The organism is Dysosmobacter acutus (assembly GCF_018919205.1).
GTDB lineage: Bacteria > Bacillota > Clostridia > Oscillospirales > Oscillospiraceae > Oscillibacter > Oscillibacter acutus.
This window is the reverse complement of sequence record NZ_JAHLQN010000001.1, coordinates 83,378-98,142: the sequence shown is the minus strand read 5'-3', so window position 1 is coordinate 98,142 and position 14,765 is coordinate 83,378. Positions and strand designations below refer to the sequence as shown.

Below are 14,765 nucleotides of genomic sequence, written 5' to 3'. Positions count from 1 at the left end.
ATGCATCAGAAGACAAGAATTTACCGGACGCTTGCGGCCATCGCCGCGTTCTATATCCTCCTGTTCGTATTGGAGCGGGTGGTGCCCTCCTATTCCATGCTGTTCCCCGTGCTGAAAAAAACGGCGGTCTATGGCCTTGTGGCGGTGTCCATGAATTTGCTCAACGGCTTTACGGGCCTTTTTTCCCTGGGGCAGGCGGGCTTTATGCTCTTAGGCGCCTACACCTACGCCATTTTCATGATTCCGGAGGCATCAAGGGAGAGCGTCTACCGGATGTTCGGCGGCGAGCACTGGATCACCTTTTCCTTAAGCGATGTGTTCGGCTCCCAAGGGGCCGGGGCGGCTGTGGGCATGGTCATCGCGCTGGCCCTGGGAGGACTGGTGGCGGCGCTGTTTGCCTACCTCATCGGCCTGCCGGTGCTGCGGCTTAAAAGCGACTACCTGGCCATTGCCACACTGGGCTTCGCGGAGATCATCCGGGCCTTTTTCCAGTGGGATAAGTTGGGCCCGCTGACCAACGGCGCCAATGTGCTCAACGGCTTCCCCTACTTCAGCTCCGTGCTCCCCTTCTATCTGGTGGCCGGCGGGTGCATCGCGGTGATTGTTCTGCTCATCAACTCCACCTACGGCCGGGCGTTTAAGGCCATCCGGGACGACGAGGTGGCGGCGGAGGCCATGGGAGTCAACCTGGCCCGCCACAAGATGGCCTCCTTTGTCATCAGTTCCTTTTTCGCCGGTGTGGGCGGCGGCCTTCTGGCCATGTACCAGTGCATGGCCCAGGCCAACAACTTCAAGACCAACATGACCTACGAGATTTTGCTGATCGTGGTCATCGGCGGGATTGGGTCCATCAGCGGCTCCGTGCTGGCCAGCTTCCTATTCACCGCCTGCAACGAGTGGTGGCTGCGGTTTTTGGACGACGAGTCCCTGGGCATTCCGCTCTTTCGCGGAGGCTTCCGCAAGGTGGTGTTTGCCCTCATCATCATGGTGATCGTGCTCTTTTTCCGCAGGGGCATCATGGGCGATAAAGAGCTGCCCGATGTGCTGCGCGGGATGCGGGGTAAGAGACGTCCCCGGAAGGGAGGGAGCGCCCAATGAGTGAGAGGGTATTGTATGTGGAGAACGCCACCATGCAGTTTGGCGGCGTGGTGGCGGTGGACAATCTGAATCTGGAGGTTTATGAGGGGGAGATCGTGGCCCTAATCGGACCCAACGGCGCGGGAAAGACCACCGCCTTCAACGTCATCACCGGCGTATACGCGCCCACCAACGGCCGGGTGGAGTTCTGCGGCCGGACCATTGTCCGCAACCACCCCCAGGGCAAAATGCGGAAGACCTATGCGGGGATGAATCCGGAGCTGTATACCGGCGAATACAAATTGGAGCCGCTGAGCGGCGAGAGCGACGAGGCGCTGGAGTCGCGCAGGGCGCTGGAGCGCCAGCGGGATGTGGACGCGTTTACAGGCCGCGTCCTGTCGCCTACGCCGGATCAGGTGACCGCGCTGGGCATGGCCCGCACCTTCCAGAACATCCGGCTGTGGAAGAGCCAGAGCGTATTCACCAACGTGCTCATCGGCACCCACCTGCGCCGCACCAGCAACCTCTTCTCCGCCACCTTCCGCCTCAATCAGAAGGAGGAGCGGGCCCAGCGGGAGAAGGTGGAGCATCTTTTGGACATCGTGGGACTCTCCGATGTGAAGGACGAGCTGGCCACCTCGCTGCCCTATGGCAGGCAGCGGCGGCTGGAGATCGCCCGGGCCCTGGCCACGGAGCCGAAGCTCCTGCTGTTAGATGAGCCGGCGGCGGGCATGAATCCCCAGGAGACCGACGAGCTGACGGAGTTCATCGGCCGGGTCCGTAAGGAGTTTCACATGACCATACTGCTCATCGAGCATCACATGGACCTGGTCATGGATATCTCGGAGCGCATCTATGTGCTGGACTTCGGCAAGCTGATCGCCCAGGGCACGCCGGCGGAGATTCAAAACGACCAGCGCGTCATCGACGCCTATCTGGGGGTGAGTGAAGATGCTTGAGATCAAAGACCTGCACGTGTCCTATGGCGGCATCCGCGCCCTGCGGGGCGTCTCGCTGGAGGTGCCGGACGGGAAGATCGTCACCCTCATCGGCGCCAACGGTGCCGGCAAGTCCACGCTGCTGCGCACCATCACGGGCCTTGTAAAGGCGGAGTCCGGCTCCATCCGCTGGGATGGGAAGGAGCTCCGGGGCAAGCCCATTGACCGGATCATCGGCGAGGGCATTGCCATGAGCCCGGAGGGACGCCGGGTGTTTACCGACCTGACGGTGTTGGAGAATTTGAAAATGGGCGCGTACCTGCGCAATAACAAGGCGGAGATCGAGTTGGATGTCAACTGGGTCTACGAGCTCTTTCCCCGGCTGAAGGAGCGCTCCTGGCAGTTAGCGGGCACGCTGTCCGGCGGCGAGCAGCAGATGCTGGCCGTGGGCCGGGCGCTGATGAGCCGGCCCAGGCTGATGATGCTGGATGAACCCTCTTTGGGCCTTGCGCCGCTGGTGGTGCAGGACATCTTCTCCATCATCCGGGAGATCAACCGCCAGGGCGTCACCGTGCTGCTCATAGAGCAAAACGCCAATATGGCGCTGAAGATCGCGGACCTTGCCTACGTGCTGGAGACCGGCAACATCACCCTCAGCGGCACGGGAGCGGAGCTGCTGGCCAACGAGAGCGTGAAGGAGGCGTACCTGGGCAAGCGGCGATAAACGGCGGATGCGCCCCACCCCTTCGCATTAGAGCAGGAGAGAACGTTCCGGCGGACGCGCATATGCGCCGGGTTGAGGAGAAGTCGTATGAAAAAGAGACTTGTTTTGATTGCGGTCCTGACTCTGCTGCTGACCGCCTGCGCCCGGCAGCCCAGCCAGGGTAGCCCGTCTTCCGCGGGGGAAAGAGGCGGGGGGAGCAGCGCCTCCGAAGAGCAGGCGGACTCCTTTGGTACGCCGGAGAGTCTGGGCCGGGAGGAGACCGCCAGCCTCTCCATCACCTTGGAGGGACTGACTGAGGAGATACCCTCCACGCTGTTTATCGGGGATGGCTTTTCCCTCTATGTGCCCGATGAGGGCTGGGAGAAGACCTGGGTCAGCGGCTGGCAGTCCGTCAATCATCCGGATGTGGAGATTCGGGTGGAGACCCACACCGGCAAAAGCGTGGAGGAAGTGGCGGACTCCATCTCCGGCTATGCCCCCAGCCCGCTAAAGGATGAGGAGGGCAGCGCGGAGGGGGAACAATGCCTCTACCTCCGGATCATAGAGGGACCGGGCGATCGGGTCTATGCAGTTCTTGGCAAATATCCGCAGGAGGTGGAGGAGGGATTCGGCGCCCGGCTGGAGGCCATTGGCTGGAGCGTGGAGGCCAACGAATTCGCATCCACAGTCATAGAGTAATGGAATACCAGGTGAAAGGGAACGGTTCAGCCGTTCCCTTTTTTTGCGTTTGGACGGAATTCCATTTGACGTTCATGAAGTTTTTTTCCCAAATTGGAAAAGCCGCGCATGAAAACGGAAAAAGAAGAAACCCTAACCCATGAGCAAAAACAAAGGAGTGAACGATTTGGAAACCGCGATTCATAATACCTCTGAAATCGGCCGGCTGCGGCGGGTGCTGCTGCACCGTCCGGGACAGGAACTGGAAAACCTGATGCCCGAGTATATGGAGCGACTGCTCTTTGACGACATTCCCTACCTTCAGGAGGCCCAGCGGGAGCACGATGCCTTTGCCGACTGCCTGCGCCAAAGCGGGGCGGAGGTGGTGTACCTGGTGGACCTGGTGGCCGCCTCATTGACGGACGACGCGGTGAAGCAGGAGCTGGTGCGCCAGTTCTTAGACGAGGCGGAGGTCCGGGAGCAGCGGGCCCGGGAGATGCTATCGGAGCTGTTCCTCTCCCTGCCCAACCGGGAGATGGTCTCCCAGATGATGGCCGGCGTGAGAAAGTCCCAGCTGCGTGAGACGGACCAGGCCCGGCTGAAGGATTACCTGGCCGCCACGGCCGGGGACTATCCCTTTGTCATCGATCCCATGCCCAACCTCTATTTTACCCGCGATCCCTTTGCAACCATCGGCCGCGGCGTCTCCATCCACAAGATGCACACCAAGACGCGCAACCGGGAGACGCTGTTTGCCAAGTTTATTTTCAAATACCACCCGGAGTACAAGAGCGTGCCCCGCTGGTACGACCGGGGCGAGACCACCTCCTTGGAGGGCGGCGACATCCTGATCCTCTCCCCCGAGGTTTTGGCGGTGGGCATCTCCCAGCGGACCCAGGAGGACTCCATCGACGCCCTTGCGGACACGGTTTTGACCGACAGCCCCACCTTCAAAAAGATATTGGCCTTCAACATTCCCAAGACCCGTTCGTTCATGCATCTGGATACGGTCTTCACCATGGTGGACCGGGACAAGTTCACCGTTCACCCCAATATCCTCAACGACATCACCGTGTATGTGATGGAGCTGGACGAAAACCGCAAAATGAAGATCCGCCAGGAAGAGGGACGGCTGGAGGATATCCTGAAAGAACACCTGGGCCTGGACAAGGTCACGCTGCTGCGCTGCGGCGAGGGCGACGAGATCGACGCGGCCCGGGAGCAGTGGAACGACGGCAGCAACACCCTGGCCGTGGCGCCGGGCGAGGTGGTGGTCTACGCCCGCAACTATGTGACCAACCGGCTGCTGGAGGAGCACGGCATCAAGATCCACACCATCCCCAGCGCCGAGCTCAGCCGGGGCCGCGGCGGCCCCCGGTGCATGTCCATGCCCCTCTGGCGGGAGGACCTGTAGTAAGCGCTTGCCGGCATCGGTCTGAACGTAAAAAACAACAAAAGGAGAACCATACGATATGGCTGTGAATTTAAAGGGAAGAAGCTTTTTGACACTGATGGATTTTACCCCCGGTGAGATCCGCTATATGCTGGATTTGGGCCATGACCTGAAATCCAAGCGCAGGGCAGGCATCTGCGACCCCACGCTCAAGGGCAAGCACATTGTGCTGCTCTTTGAAAAAACCTCCACCCGCACCCGCTGCTCCTTTGAGGTGGCCGCCACACAGGAGGGCGCCCACGTCACCTACCTGGATTCCGGCAGCTCCCAGATGGGCAAGAAGGAGAGCCTGGAGGATTCCGCCAAGGTGCTGGGCCGCTTTTTCGACGGCATCGAATACCGGGGCTTTGACCAGAAGGTGGTGGAGGACCTGGCCAAATACTCCGGAGTGCCGGTCTGGAACGGCCTGACGGACCTGGACCACCCCACTCAGATTCTGGCGGATATGATGACCATTGAGGAGCACTGCGCCAAGCCTCTGAACAAGGTGAAGGTGGTCTTTCCCGGCGATGTGCGCAACAACATGTGCTACGCCTGGATGATCGGCGCGGCCAAGATGGGCATGCACTTCGTTGGCCTTGGCCCGGAGGAGCTGGCAAGGGAGATGGACCACCAGCTGACCAAGAAGATCTTTGAGGTGGCCCGGGAAAACGGCGGCCTCATCGAGATCACCGACGACATGGGATGCCTGAAGGACGCCGATGTGATCTACGGCGACATCTGGGCCTCCATGGGCGAGGAGGACCTGATTCCCAAGCGCTCGGAGCTGCTCTCCCCCTACCGGGTGACGGAGGAGACGCTGAAGGCCACCGGAAACAAGGACGTGCTCTATATGCACTGCCTGCCCTCCTTCCACGACTTTGAGACCAAACTGGCCAAGGAGTGGAAAGACAAGGGCGTGGACATTCGGGAGGTCACGGACGAGGTGTTCCGCGGCAGGCACTCCGTGGTATTTGACGAGGCGGAAAACCGGATGCACTCCATCAAGGCCGTGCTGGTGGCAACGCTGGCATAACCGGAAAGGAGGGGACTATGTCCCGATTCAAAATGCCCACGGCGTACACGATCCTCTTTTCGCTGATCATCGTGGTGGCCGTGGCGACCTATCTGGTGCCGGCGGGCCAGTACGACTACCAGGACGACGTGCCCGTGGCGGGCACCTACCACGCGGTGGAGCAAAATCCCCAGGGCGTGGGAGATGTGGTCCTGGCGGCCTTCAACGGGTTCTATGACGCGGTGGATGTGTGCCTGTTCATCCTGATGGTGGGCGGCTTTTTAGGCGTGGTGATGAAGACTGGCGCCGTGGATGCGGGCGTATCCAATGTCATCAAAAAGTTGGGCGGCCGGGAGAAGTGGCTGATCCCCATTTTGATGGTGCTCTTCGGCCTGGGCGGAACCTCCTATGGCATGTGGGAGGAGACCATGGCCTTCTACCCGCTGCTCATCCCCATTTTCCTGGCCGCGGGCTACGACGCGGTGGTGGGAATCTCCGTCATCCTCTTAGGAGCCGGAGCCGGTGTGATCTGCTCCACCGTAAATCCCTTTGCCACCGGCATCGCCGCCGGGTTTGCCGGCGTCTCCCTTGGAGAGGGAATTTTGCTGCGCATCGTCCAGTGGGTGGTCTTTGAGGGCGCGGCCATCTGGTATGTCATGGCCTACGCGGCCAAGGTCAAAAAGCACCCGGAGCTCTCCGTGGTGGGGCGGGGCCACGAGGTGCTGCACACAAAGGCGGAGGAGGCGCCGGAGCTCACCGGCAGGCGCAAGGGCATTCTGGTGCTTTTTATGCTCACCTTCCTTGTGATGATCTACGGCGTGATCCCATTCTCCGATATGGGGCTGCCCCTGCCGGAGCTGGGGTGGTGGTTCCCGGAGCTCTCCGGCCTCTTCCTGGTGTCCGCCATCCTCATCGGCCTCATCGACCGCATGGCCGAGAGCGCCATTGCCGAGGAGTTTGTCACAGGTTCCGCGGACCTTTTGGGCGTGGCCTTTATCATCGGCATCTCCCGCGGCATCACCGTGCTGATGAACGAGGGCCGCATCACCGACACCGTGCTCCACTGGGGCGAGGACGCCCTGACGGGCACGGGCTCGCTGGCCTTTATCCTGCTGGTCTTCCTGCTGTACCTGCCCCTCAGTGTGCTGATTCCCTCCTCTTCGGGCCTTGCCACGCTCTCCATCCCCATTGTGGCGCCTCTGGGCAAGTTCGCTGAGGTGTCCGGCGCCCTGGTGATCACCGCCTTCCAGTCCGCCTCGGGCCTTGTGAACATCATTACGCCCACGGCGGCGGTGGTGATGGGCGCGCTGGCCCTGGGCCGGGTGTCCTATGACAGGTGGGTCAAGTATGTGTGGAAGCTGATCGTGCTGTTCGTTCTTTTGACCATGGCATTTTTGGCCGTGGGCGCACTGCTTGGCATGTAACTTAAGGGCCGGCAAATCCATTGGATTTGCCGGCCCTTAAGTCTGCGGGAAAATCCGCTCCGGCGGGGGGAGCGTCCCGCTTTACAATATCTCTGCACAAATTTGTCAAAACGACGGTTGACTTTTCGGCGCAAACACATATAATAATCGCGAGTAAACGATATCCTGTTCACCGGAGTCTCCGGTTTGATTTTTTGCGGATGGATGGAGAGCGGCTATATGGATGAAGAAACGGTGAAAGAGCCGGAGCGGGAAAAGGAAACGGATCACAGGCAGTGGGAGACGGAGCAGCTTTTGAACTTCTGCTGCGAGATGGGCAAGCAGCTCATCCGCAACGGCGCGGAGATCTACCGGGTGGAGGAGTCCGCGGACCGGATGCTGAGCGCCTATGGGTACCGCGACACGGAGGTGTTCGCCATTCCCTCGTGCATCATCATCAACATCCAGGGAAACGAGCGGAACCACACCAAGTCCGTCCGCATCCGCAGCTCCTCCAACAACCTGGACCAGCTGGACAGGCTCAACGCCCTGTGCCGCCAGGTGTGTGAGAAAAAGCCCGCCGTGGAGGACGCCATGGAGGAGCTGAAGCGGATTGTGGGCGCACCGCCCTACTCCCAGCTGATCCGCTATCTGGCCTACGGATTTGTGGCCTCCTTTTTCACCCTCTTTTGGGGCGGAACGGCTCTGGACGCGCTGGCCGCCTTTCCCAGCGGACTGGCGGTGAAGGTCATTGTGGGCTATATGAGCAAGGTGAATGCCAACGTCTTTTTCACCAACGTGATCGCCAGCGTCTTTCTTGCCCTGATTCCCCTGACGCTGTACTATCTGGGCTGCCCCCTGCACACCGACAAAATCATCATCGGCTCCATCATGCTTTTGGTGCCGGGAATCGCCATCACCAACGTGATGCGGGATGTGCTCTCCGGGGATTTTCTTACGGCGCTGACCAAGTTCGCGGAAGTGATGATCGTGGCCATGGCCATCGCCATTGGAATCGCCATTCCGGTCGGAATCGGCAGGATGCTGTTTGGGGTGATTTGAGTTGGAGAGGTATCTTCCCTGCCTGTATGCGTTTTTGGCCTGTATGGGCTTTTGCTTTATTTTTGAGGTGAAAAAGCCGCTGTTCATCTTTTTAGCCAGCCTGACCGGGGCGCTCTCCTGGGCGGCGTTTCTGCTCTGCACCCACCTGGGTTCTGAGATCGGACAGTATTTCCTTGCCACTGTGGTGGTGTCCATCCTCTCGGAGGTCCTGGCCAGGATCATGAAGGCTCCGGCAGCGATTTTTCTCATCATCGGCATTATCCCGCTGGTGCCCGGCGGCGGACTCTACTATACCATGGACGCCCTGATCAACGGCGATATGCAGCTCTTTTTGGAAAAGGGAATGTCCACGGCGGCCTATGCCGGGGCGATTGCCGTGGGCGTCTCCATGGTCACCTCGGTGTTCCGGATTTTCTTTTGGAAAAGGCGGCCCGGACAGCAGGAATGAAATAGAGGAGCCGCCTCCCTTCGGGGGGCGGCTCCTTTTTCTTATCCCTTGGCATGGGCCGCGAAATAGGGGCGCAGCACCGACAGGCTTTCCTCCCGCAAAACGCCGGAGGTGACCTCCGGACGGAAGGGGGAGTGGTCAAACACCATCTTGCTGCAATTGCAGCCCTCCTCACCCAGAAGGCCGGCAAGATCCGAATTGCCGGCGCCGTAGACCAGCCGCCCAAGCCGCACCCAGACCAGGGCTCCGGAACACATGAAGCATGGCTCACAGCTGGAGTACAGCGTGTATTCGCGCAAATCGGTGATCCCGGTTTCTCCGCAGAATCTTCGGATCAGCCCCGCCTCCGCGTGGAACGTGGGGTCGGTGGCGGAGTAGATCTGGTTTTCATTGGTGTATACGACCTGTCCATCCTTGACCAAAACCGCGCCGAAGGGTTCGTTTCCGTGGGCCGCCGCTTTTGCTGAGAGCGCGATCGCCTGTTTCATAAAGAGCTTGTCTCTGTCCATATACATCCCTCCCAAGTGGATTCATTGTACCATACCCGTTTAAGCCCGGCAAGCGGCCAGAGGCTTAAGTTGCAAAGGACTGCCTTTTAAGCTATAATAAAACTGATTACTAAGTTCCTGCATTTGCCCCCACAGGGGGACGGCCGCCATAGCGGCGGCCGCACTGCGGAGGAATCAAGGGGTGCGTGATGGAGAGAAAAAAACTACTGCTGCTTGGTCAGACGGAAAAGCTTCGCACAATCCTCTTCGACTATGAACTGTGTGAAGGGATACAGAGAGATACGACGCCTTTTTCGGCGGTGGTTTTGATGCTTCCCGCGGCCGAGGAGGAGTTGTGGCTTCTGCGCAGCGGCAGCCACGATCTGCCGGTCCTGGTGGTAACCGAGCACCCAGAGGAGCGGGAAGAGGTGCGGATGCTGACCCTGGGGGTGGATGACTACATCCGTCTCTCGCCGGGGCTGGTGCGCTGCCGGGTGGATAAGGCCGTCCGGCAGTACGAGCAGAGGGGAGCCCTGCCGGAGAGCGTGGTGAGGGAGCTGCGCCACCGGGCGGAGCACGACGCGCTGACCGGAATTTACAACCAGACGGCCTTTTACCGCACCGCAGCCCAGCTGCTGCAGAACACCTCCGCCTCCTATGTACTGGTGCGCTGGAATATCGAGCGGTTTAAGCTGGTCAACGATATGTACGGCATCCAGGCGGGCAATGGGATTTTGTGCGCCATGGCGGAGGTGCTCTCCAGGGAACTGCCGGAGGGGAGCGTGTATGGACGGCTGAACGCGGATCATTTTGCCGCCTGCGTTCCCGAGGAGTCCCTGTGCCTGAAGGAATTGGTAGAGTCGCTGCAAAAACAGGTGGAGGTGTTCCACGTGCGGCAGGCGGTGACCGTCAGCGCCGGAATCTATCGGGTGGAGGACCCCTCCTTGCCGGTGGACCAGATGTGCGACCGGGCCAACCTGGCGCTTCAGACCATCAAGGGCAATTACAAGTGCCACATCGCCTGGTACACAGAGCAGATGTGGGAGGATATGCTGCGGGAGCAGGAGATTCGCTCCACCATGGAGGAGGCGCTGCACCAGCGCCAGTTCCAAGTCTATTTGCAGCCGGTCTACAGCCTCTCTGAGGGCAGAGCGGTCAGCGCGGAGGCGCTGGTGCGCTGGGTCCGCCCAGGGGGAGAGGTGGTCGGCCCGGATACCTTTATCCCGCTGTTTGAAAAGAACGGGTTCATCGCGGAGCTGGACCTCTATGTCTGGACGGAGGTCTGCCGGTACCTTCAGGAGCGGCAGCGCAGAGGTCTTGCGCCGCTCCCCATCTCCGTGAACATCTCCCGGGCCAGCCTGTATGTTCCAGAGACCTGTGGACGGATCTGCGACGTGACAGGACGATTTGGCATCGCGCCGTCCCTGTTCCGCCTGGAGATCACGGAATCGGCCTATGTGGAGGAACCGGAGCGGATTCAGGAGGCCGCGGAAGAGCTGCGCGGGAAGGGCTATCTGATTCTGATGGATGATTTCGGCAGCGGCTATTCCTCACTCAACACGCTGAAGGACCTTCCCATGGACATCATCAAGTTAGACACCAAATTCCTGGAGGGCTTTGAACGGGGCGGCCGCGTGGGAACGGTGCTGGTCTCCATTTTGCGGATGGCCCGGTGGCTGAACCTGCCTGTGATCGCAGAGGGCGTGGAGACGCAGGAGCAGGTGGATTTCCTTTACAGCGCGGGGTGCGACCGAATTCAGGGATATTGCTTTGCCCGGCCCATGTGCACCCGGGAGTTTGAAAAGCAGATTCTGATTCCGATTCCGGAGAGAAAGGGAAATGCCTTGCCCGGCCGTGTGAACCAGGCGGATGTCAATATCCTCCTGGGCGGCAATCCGGTGGTCAACCGGCTGTTGGACGGCGCTTTCGGCGGCGTGGCCTTTTGCGAGATGCACGACGGCTGCCTGGAGGTACTTCGGGTCAACGATGGCTTCTACCAGATCATGGGCTGCACGCCAAAGTCCTTTGCAAAGGACTCTGACAATCTGTGGGAGGTGCTGGCGGAGGAGGACCGGGAGATGTCCCGGGAGGCCTGCGCGGAGACCGTGCGCACGGGAAAGCCGGTGCGTCAGGTGGTCCGCTGCACAAACCGGGCGGGGAAGCTGCTGTGCCTGGACTCCATATACAGCTGTCTTGGCAGCGACGGTCAGCGTGCGCTGATCTGCGTGGCATTCAATGATATCGCCCAGCAGCTGAAGACCGAGCGGGAGCGTCAGGAGGCCCAGCAGCAGTTGATCTACCGGGACCAGCTGTCCCAGATCCTGTTGGCCGAGTCGGACACTCTCAGCTTTGACTACTCCATCCAAGAGGACGCCATGGTGTTCAACTTCCTCAACCGCAAGGGGGAGCGGGCCACCCGCCGGATCCGCCGCTATCTCGCCTTTGTGGAGCGCTCGTCCATCATCGAGCCGGAGTACCGCCACGTGGTGCGGGAGACCCTGGAACGGGGAGGGCGGCATCCCATGAGCGGCACCTTTGAATTCGTAAGCGACTATACCGGCCGGGGCTACCGGTGGTATAAGGCCACCTATGTCAGCATCGGGGACAGAGAGGGCCGGGTGTTCCGGATCGTGGGCAAGGCGGTGGACGTAACAGAGCAGAAGAGCATCCTGTGGCAGGAGGAGAATGGGTTCTCCCACGCCTTTGAGACCGGTCTCGTGGAGAGCTGCCTGGTGAACCTGAGCCGGGGCGTCATTGAAAGCTGCCGCAGTCAGAAGCGAAAGATCGACCAGGCGGTGGGGAAGGCGTTTACCTGCGAGAGCTTCGCGGCATACTGCAAAGGCCTGATCGCGGACGAGAGCCTGGGGCGGGAGACCTATGAGAGGATGAACCCCCAGGCGTTGAGCGCCGCCTATGGGAGAGGGGAGCAGACCGCCCAGGTGGAGTTTCCAATTCTGGAGAAAAGCGGCGAACTGTGCTGGATGCGGCTGGAAGTGCGGCTGATGAAGAATACGGCCACCGGTGACCTGATTGCAAGCTATCACCTCTGGGACATCAACACCCGGAAGGTCTCACAGGAGATTGTGGAGACGGTGGTGCGGCTGGACTACGACTTTCTGGCACGGATCAGCATTAAAAACCAGACCTACGCCCTCTATGGCGTCAAGGAGTGCGCGGGCGCCTGTCCCGCGGACAGCGGCGGATACGAAGCGGCGTGCCGGAAAAGCGCGGATACGTTCATCCACCCCGAGGACCGCACCTTCTTCCTGGAGCAGATGATGCTGCCCCACGTGCTCCACGAATTGGAGACGGAGGAGCGGTTTACCTTTACCTACCGCCTGATGGATCAGGATGGCTCTGTACGTCATAAGCGGATGACATTTTCCCATCTGGATCCCTCCTATCTGATTGCCACCAGAGCCGACGTCACACGGGAGACGGAGGAGGAGAACAGGAAGAACACGGAATTGCGCCAGGCGTTGGAGGAGGTCAGAAAGGCCGACGATGTAAAGGGGCGCTTTCTCTCCCGCATGAGCCGGGAGATCCGGGCGCCGATGGACGCCATATTGGGCATGGCCGAACTTGGACGCCGGCAGCCGGACCTGAGCGTCGCGGCCCGGGAGTATTTGAAGAAGATTCAGGAAACCGGCGAATACATGCGCGGGCTGGTCAACGACATCCTTGATGTCTACAGCATCCAAAGCGGAACCTTCCGCCTGCGCCTCCAGCCGGTCAAGGTCCGGGAACTGCTTGAGCAGCTGCAGGCGATGATCAAGCCCACCATGGTGGGCGGCGGGCTTCTGTTCACCATGAAGGTGGCGGGGCTGAGGCGGGAGACGGTTCTTGCGGACCCGTTCCGCCTTCAGCAGGCGCTGATGAATCTGCTGACCAACGCGGCAAAGCGCACGCCTTCCGGCGGACGGGTCTATCTGAGTGTCCGGCAGATGAGAGGGGAGGAGAGTCCGGTGCGGCTCCGATTCCGGATCCGGAATACCGGCGCGGGACTGGAGCCGGACTCCTGCCAGCCCTTAGAGCAGGAGGACGGCCTGGGTCTGACGCTGGTCAGGGAGATTGTGGATGCCATGGGAGGCACGCTGCGCACCGACCTCCAGAAGGACCGGGGGTGCTGCTGCACCGTCGACATTGCGTTCCAGGAGGCCCGGCAGCCCCAGGCGGCATCGGAGCAGCTGGCGGAGCCGGGGTTTGACTTCCGCGGTAAGCGGGCGCTGGTGGTGGAGGATATACCGCTGAGCGCCGAGATCACAGGGAAGCTGTTGGAGAGCCGCGGCTTTGCGGTGGAGTACGCCATGGACGGCCGGGAATCGGTGGAGAAGGTCGCGGCCGCCACATCCGGCTACTACGACGCGATTTTGATGGATATCCGCATGCCGGTGATGGATGGGCTGGAGGCAACGCGCCGGATCCGGGTCCTGCGCCGCTCCGACGCCCGGCGGCTTCCCATTGTCGCCATGACCGCCGGAGCCTTTGACAGCGATATACGGGCCTCTTTTGAGGCGGGGATGGACGCCCATTTGGAAAAGCCGGTGCAGCCGGAGCGGCTGTTCCAGACGCTTGGGGCGCTGATTTTCTCTCGTAAGACCGCCCGCGCCGCCGGGAAAAAGGGAAGCGCCGCCCACATCTACCAGATGCTGATGACAGACAGCCGCTCCCAGGTCTTTGAATACAGCGTGGACAATGACATTATGACCTATTCGGATATCGGCGAGGACGGGGTTCACAGCGTGCGTTCCGTACCCGACTTCTGCGCCTTTGTGGAAAACAGCGGGCGGTTCCGGGATGCGCAGAGCCTGCTCCGGACCATCTCAAACTTTGAACACGGCACCGGGCGCCATGAGCTGCTGTTCCAGGCGAGGCTGGATGAGAGCGGCTGGCGCTGGTACAGCGCCCGCTGCAAGTGCGTCAGGGACAGTCACGGCTGCCGGGTGGTGGGAAAAATAGAGGATGTGGACGAACAGACACGCCGCACCATTGCCCTGCGGGAGCGGGCGGAGTTCGACCAGGTCACCGGGCTCTACAACCGGGCCACCTTCCAGGAGATGGTGGAAAACGCCGTCAACGACAGCCGGGCGGAGGCGCTCAACGCCTTCATCGAGTTTGATCTGGACAATTTTAAGCAGGTCAACGACACCTTCGGCCATCTGGCCGGAGACGAGTTGCTGTGCGCTGTGGGCAAGGCCGTCACCAGCTGCTGCCGGCAGGAGGACATCGTGGGCCGTCTGGGCGGCGACGAGTTTGCCATCTGGATTGGAGATGTGGGGAGCCGGGAAAACGCCATGGCAAAGGCGCGTCAGGTAGCGGAAGCTCTCAGCCGGAACAGACAGGATATCTCCGCAAGCTTCGGCGTCGTGGTGGCGCAGGGGAAGAACAGCTTCCGGGAGCTCTTTCGCAAGGCGGATGCGGCCATGTACCAGGCAAAGCGTAACGGGAAAAATGAATGCTGCCTCTATGAGGAGCGGGATTGAAAAAAGGCCTCCGCTTTTATAGCGGAGGCCTTTTCCCT

Annotated in this window: 11 protein-coding genes; 10 read left to right on the top strand and 1 reads right to left on the bottom strand. The window is 60.7% G+C overall.

Translation table 11 applies throughout. The features are described from left to right. The 9 genes from KQI82_RS00490 (at position 1) to KQI82_RS00450 (ending at position 8,756) form a co-directional block, all read left to right on the top strand. Complete coding sequence (locus KQI82_RS00490) at positions 1-1,098, top strand: branched-chain amino acid ABC transporter permease (RefSeq protein WP_216557204.1); 1,098 nt, start codon at positions 1-3, stop codon at positions 1,096-1,098. Continuing rightward, entirely contained in the window at positions 1,095-2,036 is a 942-nt protein-coding gene (locus tag KQI82_RS00485; RefSeq protein WP_216557201.1) for an ABC transporter ATP-binding protein, read from the top strand. Before KQI82_RS00490 ends, KQI82_RS00485 begins: the two co-directional genes overlap by 4 nt. Then, the gene (locus KQI82_RS00480; RefSeq protein ID WP_216557198.1) at positions 2,029-2,739 is read left to right on the top strand and encodes an ABC transporter ATP-binding protein; all 711 of its coding nucleotides are present in this window, start codon (positions 2,029-2,031) and stop codon (positions 2,737-2,739) included. The genes KQI82_RS00485 and KQI82_RS00480 overlap by 8 nt, the downstream gene beginning before the upstream one ends. A gap of 87 nt (positions 2,740-2,826) precedes the next feature. Beyond that, positions 2,827-3,417 (top strand): hypothetical protein, encoded by a 591-nt coding sequence (locus KQI82_RS00475; RefSeq protein ID WP_216557195.1) that lies wholly within the window; start codon positions 2,827-2,829, stop codon positions 3,415-3,417. Between the two features lie 139 nt (positions 3,418-3,556). Continuing rightward, positions 3,557-4,810 (top strand): arginine deiminase, encoded by a 1,254-nt coding sequence (arcA, locus tag KQI82_RS00470; RefSeq protein ID WP_241426570.1) that lies wholly within the window; start codon positions 3,557-3,559, stop codon positions 4,808-4,810. A gap of 58 nt (positions 4,811-4,868) precedes the next feature. Then, complete coding sequence (gene argF / locus KQI82_RS00465; protein ID WP_216557191.1) at positions 4,869-5,864, top strand: ornithine carbamoyltransferase; 996 nt, start codon at positions 4,869-4,871, stop codon at positions 5,862-5,864. 17 nt (positions 5,865-5,881) lie between these two features. Then, positions 5,882-7,267, top strand: coding sequence for a YfcC family protein (locus KQI82_RS00460; RefSeq protein ID WP_216557188.1), 1,386 nt, complete (start codon positions 5,882-5,884; stop codon positions 7,265-7,267). Between the two features lie 219 nt (positions 7,268-7,486). After that, positions 7,487-8,308, top strand: coding sequence for a threonine/serine exporter family protein (locus tag KQI82_RS00455; protein ID WP_216557185.1), 822 nt, complete (start codon positions 7,487-7,489; stop codon positions 8,306-8,308). Position 8,309: 1 nt separating this feature from the next. Beyond that, complete coding sequence (locus tag KQI82_RS00450; protein ID WP_216557182.1) at positions 8,310-8,756, top strand: threonine/serine exporter family protein; 447 nt, start codon at positions 8,310-8,312, stop codon at positions 8,754-8,756. Between the two features lie 41 nt (positions 8,757-8,797). Here the strand turns inward: KQI82_RS00450 and KQI82_RS00445 are convergent, their stop codons facing one another. Then, positions 8,798-9,265 carry a nucleoside deaminase gene (locus tag KQI82_RS00445; RefSeq protein ID WP_216557178.1) on the bottom strand — a complete coding sequence of 156 codons (468 nt, stop codon included), beginning with the start codon at positions 9,263-9,265 and terminating at the stop codon, positions 8,798-8,800. Between the two features lie 188 nt (positions 9,266-9,453). Here KQI82_RS00445 and KQI82_RS00440 point away from each other — a divergent pair, with 188 nt between their 5' ends. Further along, positions 9,454-14,727 carry an EAL domain-containing protein gene (locus tag KQI82_RS00440; RefSeq protein ID WP_216557176.1) on the top strand — a complete coding sequence of 1,758 codons (5,274 nt, stop codon included), beginning with the start codon at positions 9,454-9,456 and terminating at the stop codon, positions 14,725-14,727. The last annotated feature ends 38 nt before the right edge of the window (positions 14,728-14,765 follow it).